We start from the raw sequence: 17,672 nt of genomic DNA on the forward strand, positions 1-17,672 counted from the left end.
GCCCGCTGTGCGGGCGGGTCGGGCGGAAGCCCGGAGGGAATGTCCTCCGGGCTTCTTCTGTTGTGGGGTAGCAGAAAGTTCAACGCTCAACTAAACTCGACGCACAAGGAGGTCCCGACATGCCTGCAGTGACCGTAGAGAACCCGCTGACCCTGCCCCGCGTGGCCGCGCCGGCCGACGCCGTGGCACGTCCCGTGCTCACCGTCACGACCGCACCCGGCGGTTTCGAGGGTGAGGGCTTCCCGGTGCGCCGAGCGTTCGCCGGGATCAACTACCGTCACCTCGACCCGTTCATCATGATGGACCAGATGGGCGAGGTGGAGTACGCGCCGGGCGAGCCCAAGGGCACCCCCTGGCACCCGCACCGCGGCTTCGAGACCGTCACCTACATCATCGACGGCGTCTTCGACCACCAGGACTCCAACGGTGGCGGCGGCACCATCACCAACGGCGACACCCAGTGGATGACTGCGGGCGCGGGCCTGCTGCACATCGAGGCGCCGCCGGAGTCCCTCGTCGTGTCCGGCGGCCTCTTCCACGGTCTGCAGCTGTGGGTGAACCTCCCGGCCAAGGACAAGATGATGGCCCCGCGCTACCAGGACATCCGCGGCGGACAGGTGCAGTTGCTGACCACTCCGGACGGCGGCGCGCTGCTGCGCGTCATCGCCGGTGAGCTGGACGGCCACCAGGGCCCCGGCATCACGCATACCCCGATCACGATGGTGCACGCCACCGTGGCGCCGGGCGCGGAGCTCACTCTGCCGTGGCGCGAGGACTTCAACGGCCTCGTCTACGTGATGGCGGGCAAGGGCTCGGTCGGCGCGGACCGCCGCCCGATCCACCTGGGCCAGACCGCCGTCTTCGGCACCGGCTCCTCGCTGACCGTCCGCGCGGACGAGCAGCAGGACGGGAACACTCCGGACCTGGAGGTCGTCATCCTCGGCGGCCGGCCGATCCGGGAGCCGATGGCGCACTACGGACCGTTCGTCATGAACACCCGCGAGGAACTCCAGCAGGCCTTCGAGGACTTCCAGAAGGGCCGGCTGGGCACCATCCCCGCCGTGCACGGAATGGGCGAGGGCGGCCTGTAAGCCTTCGTGCAACGGAAACGCCCGAAGCCCCGTCCGGACAAGGACGGGGCTTCGGGCGTTCGCGGCCCGGTTCAGGGGGTGTGCGTCCACGCCGGTCCGGATGCTCCGTCCGGGTGACCTGGACCCGGACGGAGCATGAAGGTCCCGCTCATGGAAAGAGACGGGCTGAAAGTGGACGTCGAATGCAAGGAAGTCACCCGTGCGTATCCGCATGAGTCCGGCCGTCGCCGTGGCAGCCGCCTGTCTCGCCCTGACCGGCGCGGCAAGCCCCACCCAGGCCCGTACCCCCTCCACCTCCACCGAACAGGCGGCGAGCGCCGCGCTGCACCGCGCGGACGAGAACTGCGGGAGCGGTGAGATCTGCTTCTGGCACGACAGGAACTACTCGGGCACCCCCTGGCGGTGGACCCCCGGCTCCGGGTACCGCGACATGCCGTCCAACCTGCACGACCACGTGTACTCCTTCAAGGCCAACGCCAACGCGTGCTTCATCGACTGGAGCCCGCAGGAGAAGCGGCCGGTCCTCTCCGGCGACTACGCCCAGGCCTACGACACCAACTTCGGCACCAGGATCGACGCGGTGGGCCCCACCTGCTGAGTCCGTCACCCGGGCGGGCCGTCCCCACGGGACGGCCCGCCTTTCGCGTGTTCGGCTGGAACCGTGCAGCTCCTCCCCGGTCCCGTGCGCCGCCTCGCCGCCTGGTGCGCCGTCATCCTGCTCGTCTCCGGGGTCGGCTACGTCGGGATCCGGCTCTGCGTCGAGTTCAGGACCGCCGTCACACCCGTGCTGCTCGCGCTGCTCGGCACCGCGCTGCTCGGGCCGTTGTACCGGCGGCTGGTGAAGGCCGGGGTCAACCGGTCCGTGGCCGCCGCCGTCACCTGTGTCGCCGTCGTCGCCGTGGTCGGCGGTGCCGTCTACATCGTCGTGGCCGCGCTGATCGACACCGGGGACCAGATCGTGAACGCGGTCAAGGACGCGGGCAACTCCGTCGCCGACCACTTCGGCGCAGCCGGGACCTCACTCGACGACCTTGCCTCCAACGCCAAGGAACTCCTCGCCAAGTTCGGCGGGACGGCCGCCTCCAACGTGATCAGCGGGGTCAGCGTCGTCGGCGAGGCCATCGCCATGGCCGTACTGGCGCTGCTGCTCGTCTTCTTCTTCCTGCGCGACTCCCACCTCGCCACCGGGCTGCTGCGCTCGCTCGCCCCGCACGGCACCGCCGACCTCGTCGAGGCCATGGCCCGCCGCGCCTTCGAGGGCGTCGAGGGCTTCATGCGCGGGACGACCGTGATCGCCCTCATCGACGCCACCTGCATCGGCATCGGCCTGCTCGTGCTGGACGTGCCCGGGGCGGTGGGCCTGGCCGCACTGGTCTTCGTCGGCGCCTACATCCCCTACCTCGGCGCGTTCCTCTCCGGCGCGGTCGCCGTGCTGGTCGCGCTCGCCGACCGGGGTGCCGTCATCGCCCTGTGGGCTCTCGGGGTCGTCCTCGCCGTGCAGGTCCTGGAGGGCCACGTCCTCCAGCCGATGATCCAGAGCCGGACCGTGCAGATGCACCCGGCGGTCGTGATGATCGCGATCACCGCCGGAGCCTCCGTGGCCGGCATCCTCGGCATGCTGCTCGCGGTCCCGCTGACCGCCGCCGTCTTCGGCGTCGTCCACGAACTGCGGGCGCGCTACGGCACGACGGATCCCGCCGGGGAACCGTCGCCGTCGGACTCGTAGAGCTCGAACCAGATGCTCTTGCCCTCGCCCCTCGGATCCACGCCCCAGGTCTCGGCGAGCAGCTCGATCAGCAGCAACCCGCGCCCGGAGGACGCCAGTTCACCGGGGTGCCGCTTGTGCGGGAGGTCGTCGCCGGCGTCCGTGACCTCGACCCGCATCCGCCGCCCACCGGGCTCGCCGGCCACCTCGGCGGTCAGCAGGGCGTCGGCATCGGTGTGCACGAGGACGTTGGTGAGCATCTCGGAGACGAGCAGGACCGCCGAGTCGACCTGGTCGGCGCCGGTCCAGTCGTGGAGGAGTTCGCGCAGCTGCTGCCGGGCCACCGCGATCCGCTCGGGCTCGGCCTGCGCGACCGTGAGCACCGTACGGCGGATCTTCGGCGGGTCGGTCACCGTGTCGCCGCAGCCGCAGCTCTCGCCCTCCCGGGACAGCAGGAGTACGGCGATGTCGTCCTCGCGGCGGTCGGCGAGCGGGCCGGTGGTGTGGTGCGAGGAGGGCCCGTGGACGGCCTGGACGAGCGCGTCGGCCAGTTCCTCCAGGTCGCCCTTGTGCTCCTCCAGGATGGTCCGGATGCGCTGCCAGCCGGTCTCCAGGTCGTGGCCGCCGGTCTCGATCAGCCCGTCGGTGCAGATCAGCATGGTCTCGCCGGGTTCCAGGGCGAGCGTGGTCGTCGGATAGTCGGCGTCCGGGTCGATACCGAGCGGCAGTCCGCCGGCCGTGGGCCGCATCAGCACCGTTCCGTCCGCCATGCGTATCGCGGGGTCGGGATGGCCGGCGCGGGCGATCTCCAGCACGCCGGTCTCCGGGTCGGCCTCGACGTAGAGGCAGGTCGCGAAGCGCGGGTCGGTCATCTCCGCGCCGCCGTTGACGATGCCGTGCAGGAAGCGGGAGGCTCGGGACAGTACCGCGTCGGGCCGGTGTCCTTCGGAGGCGTAGGCACGCAGGGCTATGCGCAGCTGGCCCATCAGCCCGGCGGCGCGCACATCGTGCCCCTGCACGTCGCCGATGACGAGCGCGATACGGCCTCCCCCAGAGGGGGTGCCCCCAGGCAACGGGATCATGTCGTACCAGTCGCCGCCGACCTGGAGACCGCCGCCGGTCGGTATGTAGCGGGCGGCGACGCTCATGCCCGGGATCTCCGGGCCCAGCGTGGGCAGCATCGAGCGCTGGAGTCCGTCGGTCAGCTCGCGCTCGGACTCGGCGACACCGGCCCGGGACAGGGCCTGGGCGAGCATGCGGGCGACCGTGGTGAGGACGGACCGCTCGTCCGGTGTGAAGGCGACCGGGTAGGTGAAGGCGGCCATCCAGGCGCCCATCGTGCGCCCGGCGACGGTCAGCGGCAGGAACGCCCAGGACTGCCGGTGGAAGTGCTGGGCGAGCGGCCAGGTGACCGGGTAGCGCGTCTTGTACTGCTCGGGCGTGGACAGATAGACGGCACGGCCGGTCCGGACGACCTCGGCGGCCGGATAGTCGGTCACCGTGGACATGTGCGAGAACGGGTCCTCGTCGCCGGGCTGATGCCCGTGGTGCCCGATGATCGTGAGCCGGTCGCCCGACACCCCGAACACGGCGAGGCCGTCCGGTGAGAAGCCCGGCATCGACAGGCCCGCGGCGACCCGCAGCACCTCCGCCGTGGACCGCGCCTCCGCGAGCGCCCGGCCCGCGTCCAGCAGGAACGCCTCCCGTGACCGCCGCCAGTCACCGGTGACCGCCGTCCGTCCGGCGGGCGTGCCCGGCGTGGGCTCGGTGACCTCCTGGAGGGTGCCGATCAGCTCGAACGACCGGCTCTCGGGGTCGTAGGACGGCTTGGAGCGGCTGCGGACGGTGCGGATCACCCGGCCCCGCCCGTCCATGATCCGGATCCGTACCTCGGCGAGAGTGCCCTCGGCGACGGCAAGGCCGACGACCCCGGCGATCTCGTTCCAGTCGACAGGGTGAAGTCTGGCCCGGGTCTGGGCCTCCGTGAGGGTGGTCGGCTCGGCGGGCAGCCCGAGCAGCCGTGCGGCCTCGGCGTCCACCGTGACCAGCTCCGAGGCGGTGTCCCAATGCCACAGACCGGTCGCGAGGGCGGCGAGTACCTCCCCCACGGCGGGCAGGGGCTCACCAGTGCGCATTGCCCCACTCTAAGAAGAGGAGATCGATAAGTGCCACCGATGGGGTTCCCGGTTAATGGTGGGGAGGCGATCAATGGGTGGCCGGTACCCTTGGGACGTCCGGGCTCCGGCCCCGGACGTTTCACGTGAAACACTCCCCGATCCGCGAAGGCTGGATGAACGACGATGCATCGGTACAGGTCCCACACCTGCGGCGAGCTCCGCGCCTCTGACGTCGGCACCGACGTCCGGCTGAGTGGCTGGCTGCACAATCGGCGCGACCTGGGTGGCATCCTCTTCATCGATCTGCGCGATCACTACGGCATCACGCAGCTCGTCGCCCGCCCCGGCACGACCGCGTACGAGGCCCTCGACAAGGTCACCAAGGAGTCGACGGTCCGCGTCGACGGCAAGGTCGTCTCCCGGGGCACGGACAACGTGAACCCGGATCTGCCGACCGGTGAGATCGAGGTCGAGGTCGGCGAGGTCGAGCTGCTCGGCGCCGCCGCCCCGCTCCCCTTCACGATCAACACCGAGGACGGGGTCAACGAGGAGCGGCGCCTGGAGTACCGCTTCCTGGACCTGCGCCGCGAGCGCATGCACCGCAACATCATGCTGCGGTCCTCGGTGATCGCCTCGATCCGCTCGAAGATGGTCGCCCTCGGCTTCAACGAGATGGCCACCCCGATCCTCTCCGCGACCTCCCCCGAGGGCGCGCGCGACTTCGTGGTCCCGTCCCGGCTGAACCCGGGCAAGTTCTACGCCCTCCCGCAGGCGCCGCAGCAGTTCAAGCAGCTGCTGATGATCTCCGGCTTCGACCGCTACTTCCAGATCGCGCCCTGCTTCCGCGACGAGGACGCCCGCGCGGACCGCTCGCCGGGCGAGTTCTACCAGCTCGACGTCGAGATGAGCTTCGTGGAGCAGGAAGACGTCTTCCAGCCGATCGAGAAGCTCATGACGGAGCTGTTCACGGAGTTCGGCGGCGGCCAGGAGGTCACCTCCCCCTTCCCGCGCATCCCGTTCCGCGAGTCGATGGTGAAGTACGGCTCCGACAAGCCTGACCTGCGCGCGAAGCTCGAACTCACCGACATCACGGACGTGTTCGAGGGCTCGGAGTTCAAGGCGTTCGCCGGCAAGCACGTGCGCGCGCTGCCGGTACCGGACGTGGCGTCCCAGTCCCGCAAGTTCTTCGACCAGCTCGGCGACTTCGCGGTCACCCTCGGCGCGAAGGGCCTGGCCTGGGTCCGCGTGACCGAGGACGGCTCGCTGACGGGCCCGATCGCGAAGTTCCTCACGGAGGAGAACGTCGCCGAGCTGACCAAGCGCCTGTCGCTGGCGGCCGGCCACGCCGTCTTCTTCGGCGCGGGCGAGTTCGAAGAGGTCTCGAAGATCATGGGCGCGGTGCGGGTGGAAGCCGCGAAGCGTGCGGGCCACTTCGAGGAAGGCGTCTTCCGCTTCTGCTGGATCGTCGACTTCCCGATGTACGAGAAGGACGAGGAGACCGGGAAGATCGACTTCTCGCACAACCCGTTCTCCATGCCCCAGGGCGGCCTGGAGGCCCTGGAGACCCAGGACCCGCTGGACATCCTGGGCTGGCAGTACGACATCGTCTGCAACGGCGTCGAGCTCTCCTCCGGCGCGATCCGGAACCACGAGCCCGACATCATGCTCAAGGCCTTCGAGATCGCGGGCTACGACCGCGAGACCGTCGAGGAGCAGTTCGCCGGCATGCTGCGCGCGTTCCGCTTCGGCGCCCCGCCGCACGGCGGGATCGCCCCCGGCGTCGACCGCATCGTCATGCTGCTCGCGGAGGAGCCGAACATCCGCGAGACGATCTCCTTCCCGCTCAACGGCAACGCCCAGGACCTGATGATGGGCGCGCCGACGGAGCTGGACGAGACGCGACTGCGGGAGCTGCACCTGTCGGTGCGGAAGCCGCAGCCGAAGTAGTAGGCATCCGGCGGGAGTTGGGGCTCGGAACCGGCATCGGTTTCGAGCCCTTTCGCTTGGCCACAGGATTCACAGCGCATTCTCATGTTCATGTCATGTTTCTTACCTCTATCTTCCGGGCCATGACGGATTCCCGAGTACCGGAAGACAGAGGGCAGTTGGCCCGCCGTACGGTCCTGGTGGCAGGCGGCGTGGCGGTGACGGCGGTGGGCGTCGGCGGCACCCTCGCGGCGAACGCCTCGGCGGCGCCGGAGGACGTTCCCCAGGACGCCTGCTACACGCTCACCTCGGAGCTGGTCGAGGGCCCGTACTACATCGACGCCGACAAGATCCGCCGTGATGTGACGGAGGACCAGGAGGGCATCCCGCTCAGCCTGGCCCTGAAGGTGATCGACGCCGACACGTGCAGACCGCTCCGCAACGCGGCCGTAGACATATGGCACTGCAACGCGACCGGCGTCTACTCCGGCTACGAGGCGGGCGGGGGCGGCGGCCCGGCCCCCACGGGCGCGCCGCCGTCGGGCACCCCGACCGATACCCCGACCGATACCGCGACCGATACCCCCACCGGTACTCCGACGGGTGGCCCGCCGCCCGGTGGCGGCGGAGGCCACCAGGAACCGACCGACGACGACCGCTTCCTGCGCGGCACCTGGCACACGGACCGGCACGGCCAGGTCACCTTCAGGACGGTGTTCCCCGGCTGGTACCAGGGCCGTTGCGTCCACATCCACGTCAAGGTGCACGTCGACGGCGAGTGGACGGACGCGGGCTACGAGGGCGGCCACACCTGCCACACGGGCCAGCTGTTCTTCGACGAGAAGTCGGTCCTGGCGACGGCGGTCCTGGAGCCCTACGTCTCCAACACGGCGACCCGCACCACCCTCACCGAGGACGGGATCTACCCGCAGAACGGCCACGAGGGCGGCCTGCTCTACCTCAAGTACGACCGACGGCACATCGGCCGGGGCGTACACGCGCGTCTGACGCTGGCGGTGGCACCGGACGAGACGAACGACGGGGAGGGCGGCGGAGGCCCCGGCGGACCCGCCCCGTCGGCTTCGGCGTCACCGTCGGCCACGACAGGCTGACGACCACCACACCGGCCTCGTACGTCCCACCGGCCCCGCCGCCATGGAAACCTCGCAGCCGACGCACAGGAATATCGATGTGCCTGCACAGAGGCAGGGCGTGTCATGGACGTACGAGGCCGGAACCGCCCGGCCCGTGGACCGTGAAGGCCGGGAGGAAGCGATGGGATACGTCGTGCTCGCACTGCTGTTGATAGCCGGGGCGGCGTTCGCCGTCATCGCGCAGCGCCGCTCGCACCGGCCGCGGGCCCTGTCCGACCTGGACGCGGAGGTCGAGGCCAGCGGCTGGGTGCTGCGGCTCGGTGCGAGCCTGTCGGTCCCCGAGGCGAGGATCTGGGCCGGCGCGGGCGAAACGGCGACGCGGGCCCTGACGGCCGCCGCGGAATGCCACCGCGCTGCCGGTGCCCAACTGGCCGCGGCCCACACGGCCGACGAGTACGCCCGGGCGACCCGGGTCGCCCAGGAGGGCCTCGCCCACATCGCCACGGCACGTGCGGCTCTGGGGAACGGCCCGGTCCTGGCGGACTCGGCGGCGTAGGACGGCAGGCCGGTCAGCTACGCCGCTGCCACCAGCGGCGTCTGCGGGGCGGGGTGACGGTGGTGGGCGCCGGAGCGTCGGGTCCGAGTGCGCCCAGGGCTCGTCGTACGGCGTCGAAGGTGGCCACAGGATGGTGGCCGAAGCCATGGTCGTCGCGCGGCAGGGCGACTCCCGCGCAGACCAGTTTGAAGCTGTTGCCGTCCAGCGGGACGGACATGAACACCGGGGCGCCCACGCACCCTTGGGGCAGCAGGCCGCCCCAGCGGATGGTCCCGTCGTCCGCGCGGGCGAGCTCGCCGACCACCGCGGCCTGATCGCGGGCACCGTCGTCCGGATTCACGTCATGACCGAGGACGTACGCTACGACGGGTTCGGCGCCGATCCGCGCGATGTCCTCGTCGCGGGCGGCGGTGCCGTCGGTTATCTCGTCGGTGTTCCAGCGCCAGCCCTTCCGCTCGGCGTACGCGTGCAGAACGGCCGCGGGCATCACCGCGACGCCCAGGTCACCCAGGTGGGTCCAGCCCTCGGCGAAGTCGGTGAGCATCAGCTTTCCGGCGCTGGGGGCGGGGTCGCACAGGGACGGCCGTATGGTCACCTCGGCGAGGCCGGTCCGGGTCAACTCCCCTGCTGTCACGAGGAATTGGCGAATCACGTCACCGTCCGGCGCGCTCTCCACGAGCTCGTTGAACCAGAAGAACGTCGCGTGACCCGCGTCCCGGTGAGCTTCCTGGAAGGGCAGGGTCGCGCCACCGGCATGTCCGACGATCGCGTCGACGGTGGCTTCGTGAAGGCTGGGCAGTTCAGGCATGCGGTGGAGCCTATGCGCTGACTGTCAGCCCCGACGAAAGGTTATGCACCGGACCCGGGAGCCTCAGGGCTCTCGACGAACAGGTCTTCGGCCGTGGAGGCGGTCAGGGAGCGGTCGAACCAGAGGGTGAGGGTGTCGAGGTCGGAGCAAGAGGTGATGCGCTCACGGATGTCTTCGGGGACGTCGATACCGTGCTTCTCCAGCACCCGCAGGATCAGCGAGGCGCGATCCTCGGTCTTGCCCTCCAGGTACTTCTCCTCGAACAGCGTCCCGTGGCCCGGGAAGTGGGTGATGACGCTCGACATCAGCTCTCTCCATTTCTCCTTGGCCGGAGTGTTCTCCAAGCCGACTTCCGTTACTTCGAACCAATACGCCGTGGTGCCTGGGTCGAATGAGAGGAGTCCGCGGGCCAGCGTCTCCAGTATGGCGGGCGCTCGCCGGTCGTCGCTATGGACGATGGCCGAGAGCACCGCCAGGGCCGGCTGCCGGGTCACCGTCGACTCGTCGGTGATCACCGGGACAGTGCCCGGTCCCAGCACGAACGGGCGCGTGACCTGGGTCGACCATGGACCGACAGCGCACTCGAAGGGACCGGCAGCCCACTTCGCCGTCGACCGGTCCCGGCATACGGCCACCAACAGCACCGACATGTCGTACTTCGCGCTGAGGTGCGCCACGTAGTAGGCCCAGCTCTTCGCCTTGTCCGGGTCCTTCTTGGTCTGGGCCTCGATGGCGAGCAGGAAGCTCTCTCCCATGGCGGGTTCGAACTTGAGCACCGTGTCCACTCGGCGCTCCACGGGCCGGATCTCCGTGGCGTCCGGCGTGATCGAGCCGAAGTCCGACTTCGTGGGCGGCGGGATGCCCAGTGACTCGAAGACAAGGGTGAGGGCCTCCGGATGCTCCTGGAAGAGCCGGTGGGTCGCCTCGTGGGTTGATGTGACCATGTGCGCAACCTAGGTGGATCAAGGACGGAGATGTCCGGTCGAATGGGTGACGTTCACTCTTTCGAGGGGCGGAGGAACGTTCAGGCCGCCGTGGTCAGTTCGCACCAGACGTACTTGCCCTTGCTGCCGTTCTTGGACAGCGGCTGCCAACCCCACTGGTCGGCGCAGGCCTTGACCAGGCCCAGGCCGCGGCCGTCCTCCAGGTCCAGGTGCTTGGCCAACTCCCTTGCTGGTTCCGGGGGTTCGGGGTCCGTGTCCCAGGCGCCGATGCGGAGGGTGCCGGGTTTCCAGGAGGCGCGCAGGATTGCAGGGCCTTTCGTGTGGCGTACGGCGTTGGAGCCCAGCTCGGTTGCCAGGAGTTCGGCGGTGTCGACCAGGCCGATCAGTCCGTGCATCGTCAGGATCAGGCGGAGGGTGCGGCGGCTGACGGTGACGGCGCGGAGGTCGTGGGGGATGGTGAGGGTGTATTCCCAGGGGGTGGCTGGTTCTTCGGTTTCGGGCATGCGTGACTCCTGGTCAGGGAGGGGGAGTTGCGGGTCGGCGGGCGGTGGCTTGTCGCGGCCGTCATGGCAGGGCGGGGCGGTGCGCTTCCGGGGTCCCGGTGTTCCGCAGGGTGTGCGTCGCATCGCTGAAGGTAGGGCTAAATATTTGGCGCCCGCAAGTCGTTCCAGTAATCTGACACCCAATCGGGGACGTTCAACCCCGATCGAGGACTGCGCAGTTGGAGACTTGGAGCCGCATGCCCGCGAGGATTCAGCCGACCGCTCGCCAGCTGCGCCTCGGTGCTGAGCTGCGGAAACTACGGGAGACCGCAGGCCTGTCATCGCGCGAGGCGGCGGGACTGCTGAGCGTGGCCCCAGCCCAGATGAGTCAGTTCGAAGCAGGCAACGCGGGTATCACCGGCGAGCGGGTACGCAGGCTTGCCGCTCACTACGCTTGTACCGACGCAGAGTTGATCGAGGCTCTCGTGGTGATGGCGATGGACCGTACGCGGGGATGGTGGGAGTCGTACCGGGGTGTACTGCCGCCCGCCTTTCTGGACCTGGCGGAGCTGGAGCACCACGCCACGTTCATCCAGGAGATCGCCACCGCGCACGTTCCCGGAGTGCTTCAGACCGAGGACTACGCACGAGCCGTGTTCGCCTATTGGCAGCAGGAGCTTCCCGAGAGCGAGCTCGAACCAAGGGTGGAGCATCGTGGGCGTCGCAGGGTGGTGCTCACACGAGATGGTGCGGTCACTTACACGGCGGTTCTTCACGAGTCCGTGTTGCGCACGCGGGTAGCTGACCGCCGTGTGGCTCGGGCTCAGCTCGACGAAATCCTGCATCTGGCGGAGCGCCCCAATGTAACGGTCCGCGTGATTCCGTTTGATGTGGACGGCTTCGGAGGAGCGAGCACGGCACTGATCTACGCAGGTGGCCCTGTCTCGTCGTTGGACACCGTCCACAGGGACATGCCGTATGGCTCGGCCTTTGTTGATGCCGCTGCCCAGCTTGCCTCGATGCGAACGCTCTTCCGTAGGGTGGAGGCGGCTTCCCTGGACCCGGTTCGGTCCACGGAGTTCGTCCACCGCCTGCTGAAGGAGTTGTGAGCCGTGATCGAGTGGCAGAAGTCGTCGTTCTCCGGCGGCGCTGACGGAAACTCGTGTGTGGAACTCGCCTGTGGTGACGCCTCGTTGCTCCTCCGCGAGAGCGACGACCCCACCCGAATACTCTCCCTCACCCCCGCCACCCTCGCCGCCCTCCTCCACGGTGTCGGACGGTCGGTGAGCGCTCGGGATCGCTGAACCCCGGGCGCTCACCGGCACTGCACTGTCCTACGACAGCGGCTTGTAGCCGCCCCACCCGGTCGCGATCTTCACGCGTGCCCCGAACGACCCCTTGCCGTCACCGCTGTTGCGGTACAGGGTGCCGCTGGTGTCGCGGGACACGAGGTCGGCCTTGCCGTCGCCGGTGATGTCGCCGGTCCCGACGATCACGTTGTACGAGGCGCCCCACGCGGTGAACAGCTTCGCCCGCGCTCCGAACGTGCCGTGGCCGGTGCCGTAGTAGCGGTAGAGGTTGTTGGACTTGTCCTGTGCCAGCAGGTCGCCGATGCCATCGCCGTTGAGGTCGCCGACGCCGACGACCTTCTTGTACGTCTTCCAGTTGGTGTACAGCTTCACGCGCGCCGACAGCTTGCCCGCGCTCGTGCCCTTGTAGAGGTAGACGTCCCCGGTCGCCGTGTTGCGCGCGAGCAGGTCCGGGCGGCCGTCGCCGCTGATGTCACCCGGGGACGTCAGCACGTCGTACTGGTTCCAGCCGCTCGTGGCGAGTGTCGTGTACGCCGTCGACGGCTTCAGCGCCGCACCGCAGCCCGGCTTGTACAGGCGCAGCGCGCCGCTGCTCAGCCGGACCAGGACGTCGTTGCAGCGGTCGCCGTTCAGGTCACCGAAGGGGACCGCCTTCACGGTCGTCGGCCAACCGGTGCCGCTGATCTTGCCGGAGAACGTGCCCTTGCCCGTGCCCAGTTGATACGTCAGCGCGCCCGAGGAGCTGAGCGTGAGGAGGTCGCCGGTGCCGTCCGGAGTGGTCGACGTGCCGCCGAAGTCGTGGGCGACCGCCGCTCCGCCGGTGACCGTGACCGTGCCCGAGGCCAGCTTGACGGCCGTGGCCGCGCCCGCCTGGGTGGCGCGCAGGGTCCAGGTCAGGGGGCCGTTGGAGGCGTAACTCCCGGATGTCGTACGGCCGTTCCAGGTCAGCGCGGCTTTGAGGCCGTCGGGCGTGCCGGTCAGCGTACGGACCGTCTTGCCGGCCCGGTCGGTGACGGTCACCGTGAAGGACGACGTGGGCCTGCTGAGCTGCCAGACCGGCGCCCAGGCGCTGCTGGACGCGGTGGTGCCCTTGAGCGCGGCGGTCGCCGGGACGGTGGAGGCGGTGACGGCGAGGGTGGGCCAGGCGGTCCGGGAGCCGTACAGCACGCCGACGCTGGTGCCGGTCTTGTTGCCCGTCCAGACGGCGGTCGCGGTGCCGTTGTCGCCGACGCTGATCCGACCGCGGACGTACGCGTTGGCCGATCCGGGCAGTTGGGTGGCGGTGGTCCAGGTGCCGTCGCTGCGCACCGACTCCATCAGCACGCGTCCGCCGCCGCCCGTCTGGGTCCACAGGGCGTGCACCGTGCCGTCGGCGGTGACGGTCGTGTCGTACTGCTCGGGGACGTACGACGTCGACAGCGTCCGTACGGCCGACCAGGCGCCGGTGGCCGCGTCGCGCGTGGCGGTGCGAGTGCTGAAGGTGCTCGTGTAGTCGACCCAGACGAGGGTCACGTCGCCGTCGGGCGCGATCAGCGGCTCCGGGGTGTCGGCGAGGTCGTCCGTGGCCGTCACGGACTCCGGCGCGGACCAGGTGCCGTCGGCCGTGGAGCGGGTGGCCGTGCGGATGGACTCGGATTCGTCCGTGACGGTGGCCTCGTAGGCGATCGTCACGGACCCGTCGGCGGCTGCCGTGGCCTCGGGGTTGCTGATGGACTGGTAGGAGCCGGTCGCCGCGCTCGGTGCGGTCCACTCGGTGGCGCCGGGTGCCCTGGACACCGTACGGACCGAGGCGGACTCGCCCACGGTCTGCTTGTACACGACGACGGTCGTTCCGTCGGGGGTGACGACGACGCTCGGCGCGTAGGCCGCGTCGGCGCCGTCCGTGTCCGTGGAGCTGAGCTGCACAGGGGTCGACCAGATGCCGTCCGCGCCGCGGGTGGCGGCGTGGACCTCGGCCTTCGACGCGCTGGCGGCCCTGGTGGCCCAGGCCGCGGTGAGCGTGCCGTCGGGCGCCTCGGCGAGGTCGATGCCGCCGTCGTACCAGGCCGAGTCGGCGCCGACGAGTTCGGCGGGCGCGGACCAGGTGGAGTGGTCGGCCGCCAGCACGGAACTGACCAGGCGGATGTCGTACTCCCCCTCTTCCGGGGCGGTTTCGTCCGGGAACTCCACCCACAACGCGGTCACCGTGCCGTCGGCGGAGGCGTGCAGCTTGACGCTGCCGGGCTCGGTCGGGGTCGTCGCGAGCAGTGCGGGTGTGCCCCACGTGTCACTGCCGGCCGGTCGTACGGCGCCGTACAGCTTCCGTTCGTTGCTGCTGGTGCTCGCGAACTGGTTCCACACGGCCACGGCGGAGCCGTCGGACGCGGTGACGACATCCAGTACCGAGGCGTCGACGTCGGTGCCGGTGATCGGGGCGGCGGTCGCAGCCCAGGGGGCGACCGGAGCGGCTGCCGCGGATCCGGCGGCCAGCACCGGCAGCAGGGTGCCGCCCGTCAGGGCGAGCGTCACCGAGGAGATCGCGAGCGCCGTCCGGCGCCGCGAAAGGGCGTATCTGCCCACGTGTTCATCCCTCCCCGCGGAGAGGTACACCCTCTCCGCACAAGTGTGCGGACTTTACCAGCGCTTTTACCGGCGGAAGCGGGGTGGGGCTCGGCTCAAGAAAGTCGGCGGCTCACGGCAACCTTCTTGATCCCCACGGCCACTGAGGAGTCGTAACCCCCTCACCGCACCGAAGGACTCCCCCGTGGCCGCCACCGCTTCACCCGCCCCTTCCCACCGCCGCTCCCTCCGCAAGCGCCGCACCATCGTCGTCACCGCTGCCGCAGCCGCCGCGGGCATCGGCGCGGGCTTTCTCGTGCTCAACGCGAACGCCGCCGGCACCACCGCGGCCGTCGACCTGTACCACCAGACCCTCGCCGCCAAGGACGGCTGGGCCTCGTCCGGGGCCGGGACGACCGGGGGTGCGAAGGCCGATGCCGCGCACACCTTCACGGTGAGCACCCGCGCGCAGCTCGTGAAGGCGCTCGGGTCGGCCAGTGACACCACGCCCCGGATCGTCAAGATCAAGGGCACGATCGACGCGAACACCGACAACTCCGGCAAGAAGCTGACCTGCGCCGACTACTCGGCCGGGACCGGGTATTCGCTGTCCGCCTACCTCAAGGCCTTCGCCCCCTCCACCTACGGCACCTCCAAGCTGCCCTCCGGTACGCAGGAGAAGGCGCGGGCGGCAGCGCAGGTCAAGCAGGGGAAGAACGTCATCTTCCGGGTGCCCGCCAATACGAGCGTCGTCGGCGTGCCCGGCACCAAGGCCGGGATCACCGGCGGCATGCTGCAGATACAGGGCGTGGACAACGTCATCGTGCGGAACCTGACCTTCGCCGCCACCCAGGACTGCTTCCCGCAGTGGGACCCGACGGACGGGGACAGCGGTAACTGGAACTCGCAGTACGACGCCGTGACGCTGCGGGGGGCCACGCATGTCTGGGCCGACCACAACACGTTCACCGACGCGCCCGGCCTCGACACCTCCGACCCGACGTACTACGGGCGCCAGTACCAGATCCACGACGGCGACCTCGACATCACCAAGGGCTCGGACCTGGTGACCGTCGAGCGCAACCAGTTCACCAACCACGACAAGACGATGCTCATCGGCAGCAGCGACACCGACAGCGTCGGCAAGCTGCGCGTCTCCATCCACCACAACGTGTGGAAGGGCATCGTGCAGCGCGCGCCGCTGGCCCGGATCGGGCAGATCCACATCTACAACAACTACTACGACACCACGAACCTCAACGGGTACGTCCTCCAGTACAGCGTCAACTCGCGTGCCAAGGCGCAGGTCGTCGCCGAGGACAACTACTGGAAGATTCCCGCGAGTCAGAAGGTCGGCAAGCTGTTCAGCGGGGACGGCACCGGGTCCATCGCCGGTGGCGGCAACCTCGTCAACGGCACCGCCACCAACCTCGTCGCCGCCTACAACGCCGCCAACTCCAAGAAGCTGAAGACCACCGTGAACTGGACGCCCACCCTCACGGCCGGCCTGGAGAGCTCCGCCAAGAACCTGCCGACGGAGCTCGCCACCACGACCGGGGCAGGGGTGCTCAAGTAGCCTGCGGAGAGCGGCAGTTGCCTCAGATCAGCGAGAGCAGCCCGTTCCCGCCCAGGGCCGTGCCGCTCTGCTGGGTGAGGCCGACCGCAGGCGCGGTGAACAGCTTGCTGCCCGTGGCCGTCGGGCGGGAGGTGCCACCGGGGAAGACCCAGACGGCGCCGGTGGCGTTGTTCTCGTAGGCCGCGCTCACGAACAGCTCGGGCTTGCCGTCCTTGTTGACGTCCCCGACCGAGACCGTCGTACCGAAGAAGTCGTCGGTCTCGGAGGCGCCGGGGACGCCCGCGGTGTCCTGGGTGAAGGAATAGGAGCCGGTGCCGAGCGCGCCCGTGCGTCGGCCCGGGATCACGGTCACCGAACCGGCTCGGCTCTTGCCGGCGACGCCTTCGGACGGGGCGCCGACGACGATGTCGGCGAGTCCGTCCCGGTTGAGGTCCGCCACGGTCACGGCGCCGCCGAACTCGTCGTTCTTCTCGCTCGCGCCGGGCACTCCGGCGGTGTCCTGGGTGAGCTGCACGGGTTCGGCGTTCTGCGCGATACCCCTCGCCGTGCCGTAGTAGACCAGGACGCGTCCGCCCAACGCGCCGTCCACACCGGCGACATAGGGGTCGAGAGGGTCGCCGACCACGAGGTCGGCGTACCCGTCGCCGTTGACGTCTCCCGAAGCGGCGATGAACCCGTTGCCCTGCTTCGGCTGCATGAGGGTGGTGGCCGGGTCGACGTAGACCTCGCCACCGCTCAGGTCGCTGAGACCCACGGTGGTGACGGCCAGGTCGAGCACGGCGTTGCCGTCGAAGTCGCCGAGCGCGACGCTCGCCGGGGAGGCGGTGTTCTGTTCGGGCGCGGTCGAACCGTAGGTGCCGGTGCGGCTGAACGGTCCCTTGAAGACCTGGGTGCCCTCAGATCCGGCGACCGCGACCTGTGTCTTGCTGCCCGCACCGATGCTCAGCGCGGCCAGATCGATGCCGTACTGCTCCCGAATGTCCGACGGCGCCGGCAGGTCGGTGGCCGTCGTCAGCCCGTTCTTGCTGCCCCACAACACGGTGACCAGGCCCGCGTCCTTGCCGCGGGCCGTGTCCTCGTACGGCGCGGAGACCACGAGGTCCGCGTAGCCGTCCCGGTTCAGGTCGGCGGTCGCGGTGGCGGCACCGAACGCGTCGTTCGCCTCCGCCGTGCCCGGTACTCCGGCGGTGTTCTGGGTGATCGTCTTGCGGTGGGTGGCCGAGAGGCCCGACTTCGAGCCGTACAGGACGACGACGGCTCCCGCCGCCTCCTTGCCCGCCACATTCGCGCCGGGTGCGGGCAGGACCGCGTCGCGGTAGCCGTCGCCGTTGAAGTCGCCGGGGACCGCTCCGTGCACGGCGAGTGCGGGCGCGGCGGGCAGCAGTGTCCCGCCGACCAGGGCTGCGGCGACGACTGCCGCAGCTCTCCATCTTCTGCCGGACGCCGTCGAGTTGCTCATGCGAGTCCCCTCCCACCCCAGGCGCACCCCCTGTGCGCCGACACCAGGCGTGCAGTGTAAAGCCCC

At 69.8% G+C, this 17,672-nt stretch carries 15 protein-coding genes; 9 read left to right on the forward strand and 6 right to left on the reverse strand.

The genetic code is table 11. The features are described from left to right. Window positions 1-119: 119 nt before the first annotated feature. From OC490_RS20105 to OC490_RS20115, 3 genes are all read left to right on the forward strand, one after another. Window positions 120-1,091, forward strand: coding sequence for a pirin family protein (locus OC490_RS20105; protein ID WP_262059340.1), 972 nt, complete (start codon window positions 120-122; stop codon window positions 1,089-1,091). A gap of 199 nt (window positions 1,092-1,290) precedes the next feature. Continuing rightward, the gene (locus tag OC490_RS20110; protein ID WP_262059341.1) at window positions 1,291-1,689 is read left to right on the forward strand and encodes a peptidase inhibitor family I36 protein; all 399 of its coding nucleotides are present in this window, start codon (window positions 1,291-1,293) and stop codon (window positions 1,687-1,689) included. A gap of 63 nt (window positions 1,690-1,752) precedes the next feature. After that, a complete protein-coding gene (locus tag OC490_RS20115; protein WP_262059342.1) occupies window positions 1,753-2,817 on the forward strand; it encodes an AI-2E family transporter in 1,065 nt (354 codons plus the stop codon). On the opposite strand, the gene OC490_RS20120 is transcribed toward OC490_RS20115, so the two are convergent. Next, a complete protein-coding gene (locus OC490_RS20120; RefSeq protein ID WP_262059343.1) occupies window positions 2,769-4,931 on the reverse strand; it encodes a SpoIIE family protein phosphatase in 2,163 nt (720 codons plus the stop codon). The genes OC490_RS20115 and OC490_RS20120 overlap by 49 nt on opposite strands. Window positions 4,932-5,096: 165 nt before the next feature. On the opposite strand from OC490_RS20120, the gene aspS reads away from it, so the two are divergent. The 3 genes from aspS (at window position 5,097) to OC490_RS20135 (ending at window position 8,489) form a co-directional block, all read left to right on the forward strand. Next, complete coding sequence (aspS, locus tag OC490_RS20125) at window positions 5,097-6,860, forward strand: aspartate--tRNA ligase (RefSeq protein WP_262059344.1); 1,764 nt, start codon at window positions 5,097-5,099, stop codon at window positions 6,858-6,860. Window positions 6,861-6,982: 122 nt separating this feature from the next. Further along, window positions 6,983-7,951 (forward strand): intradiol ring-cleavage dioxygenase, encoded by a 969-nt coding sequence (locus tag OC490_RS20130; protein WP_262059345.1) that lies wholly within the window; start codon window positions 6,983-6,985, stop codon window positions 7,949-7,951. 79 nt (window positions 7,952-8,030) lie between these two features. Beyond that, complete coding sequence (locus tag OC490_RS20135) at window positions 8,031-8,489, forward strand: hypothetical protein (RefSeq protein WP_262059346.1); 459 nt, start codon at window positions 8,031-8,033, stop codon at window positions 8,487-8,489. Between the two features lie 13 nt (window positions 8,490-8,502). Here OC490_RS20135 and OC490_RS20140 read toward each other — a convergent pair whose 3' ends face one another. The 3 genes from OC490_RS20140 to OC490_RS20150 form a co-directional block, all read right to left on the reverse strand. Continuing rightward, window positions 8,503-9,297 carry a hypothetical protein gene (locus OC490_RS20140; RefSeq protein WP_262059347.1) on the reverse strand — a complete coding sequence of 265 codons (795 nt, stop codon included), beginning with the start codon at window positions 9,295-9,297 and terminating at the stop codon, window positions 8,503-8,505. Between the two features lie 41 nt (window positions 9,298-9,338). Continuing rightward, the gene (locus OC490_RS20145) at window positions 9,339-10,241 is read right to left on the reverse strand and encodes a hypothetical protein (RefSeq protein WP_262059348.1); all 903 of its coding nucleotides are present in this window, start codon (window positions 10,239-10,241) and stop codon (window positions 9,339-9,341) included. An 80-nt stretch (window positions 10,242-10,321) separates the two neighbouring features. Next, the gene (locus OC490_RS20150; protein ID WP_262059349.1) at window positions 10,322-10,744 is read right to left on the reverse strand and encodes an ATP-binding protein; all 423 of its coding nucleotides are present in this window, start codon (window positions 10,742-10,744) and stop codon (window positions 10,322-10,324) included. A gap of 236 nt (window positions 10,745-10,980) precedes the next feature. On the opposite strand from OC490_RS20150, the gene OC490_RS20155 reads away from it, so the two are divergent. Both OC490_RS20155 and OC490_RS20160 read left to right on the forward strand, forming a co-directional pair. Continuing rightward, a complete protein-coding gene (locus OC490_RS20155) occupies window positions 10,981-11,832 on the forward strand; it encodes a helix-turn-helix domain-containing protein (RefSeq protein WP_262059350.1) in 852 nt (283 codons plus the stop codon). Window positions 11,833-11,835: 3 nt separating this feature from the next. Beyond that, a complete protein-coding gene (locus OC490_RS20160) occupies window positions 11,836-12,027 on the forward strand; it encodes a DUF397 domain-containing protein (RefSeq protein WP_262059351.1) in 192 nt (63 codons plus the stop codon). A gap of 30 nt (window positions 12,028-12,057) precedes the next feature. Here the strand turns inward: OC490_RS20160 and OC490_RS20165 are convergent, their stop codons facing one another. Beyond that, the gene (locus OC490_RS20165) at window positions 12,058-14,592 is read right to left on the reverse strand and encodes an FG-GAP-like repeat-containing protein (protein ID WP_262059352.1); all 2,535 of its coding nucleotides are present in this window, start codon (window positions 14,590-14,592) and stop codon (window positions 12,058-12,060) included. A 184-nt stretch (window positions 14,593-14,776) separates the two neighbouring features. Here OC490_RS20165 and OC490_RS20170 point away from each other — a divergent pair, with 184 nt between their 5' ends. Beyond that, window positions 14,777-16,147, forward strand: coding sequence for a polysaccharide lyase family 1 protein (locus OC490_RS20170; RefSeq protein WP_262059353.1), 1,371 nt, complete (start codon window positions 14,777-14,779; stop codon window positions 16,145-16,147). Window positions 16,148-16,169: 22 nt separating this feature from the next. Here OC490_RS20170 and OC490_RS20175 read toward each other — a convergent pair whose 3' ends face one another. Beyond that, complete coding sequence (locus tag OC490_RS20175) at window positions 16,170-17,606, reverse strand: FG-GAP-like repeat-containing protein (RefSeq protein WP_262059354.1); 1,437 nt, start codon at window positions 17,604-17,606, stop codon at window positions 16,170-16,172. Between the last annotated feature and the right edge of the window lie 66 nt (window positions 17,607-17,672).

This window comes from Streptomyces sp. STR69 (assembly GCF_024519455.1).
In the GTDB taxonomy this organism is placed as follows: Bacteria; Actinomycetota; Actinomycetes; order Streptomycetales; family Streptomycetaceae; genus Streptomyces.

What these genes read in the sequence shown, in the direction of transcription:
- OC490_RS20175 (WP_262059354.1), bottom strand. Translation starts at nt 17,606, where the DNA reads ATGAGCAACTCGACGGCGTCCGGCAGAAGATGGAGAGCTGCGGCAGTC.
- OC490_RS20145 (WP_262059348.1), bottom strand. Translation starts at nt 10,241, where the DNA reads ATGGTCACATCAACCCACGAGGCGACCCACCGGCTCTTCCAGGAGCAT.
- OC490_RS20120 (WP_262059343.1), bottom strand. Translation starts at nt 4,931, where the DNA reads ATGCGCACTGGTGAGCCCCTGCCCGCCGTGGGGGAGGTACTCGCCGCC.
- OC490_RS20140 (WP_262059347.1), bottom strand. Translation starts at nt 9,297, where the DNA reads ATGCCTGAACTGCCCAGCCTTCACGAAGCCACCGTCGACGCGATCGTC.
- OC490_RS20150 (WP_262059349.1), bottom strand. Translation starts at nt 10,744, where the DNA reads ATGCCCGAAACCGAAGAACCAGCCACCCCCTGGGAATACACCCTCACC.
- OC490_RS20105 (WP_262059340.1), top strand. Translation starts at nt 120, where the DNA reads ATGCCTGCAGTGACCGTAGAGAACCCGCTGACCCTGCCCCGCGTGGCC.
- OC490_RS20130 (WP_262059345.1), top strand. Translation starts at nt 6,983, where the DNA reads ATGACGGATTCCCGAGTACCGGAAGACAGAGGGCAGTTGGCCCGCCGT.
- aspS (WP_262059344.1), top strand. Translation starts at nt 5,097, where the DNA reads ATGCATCGGTACAGGTCCCACACCTGCGGCGAGCTCCGCGCCTCTGAC.
- OC490_RS20155 (WP_262059350.1), top strand. Translation starts at nt 10,981, where the DNA reads ATGCCCGCGAGGATTCAGCCGACCGCTCGCCAGCTGCGCCTCGGTGCT.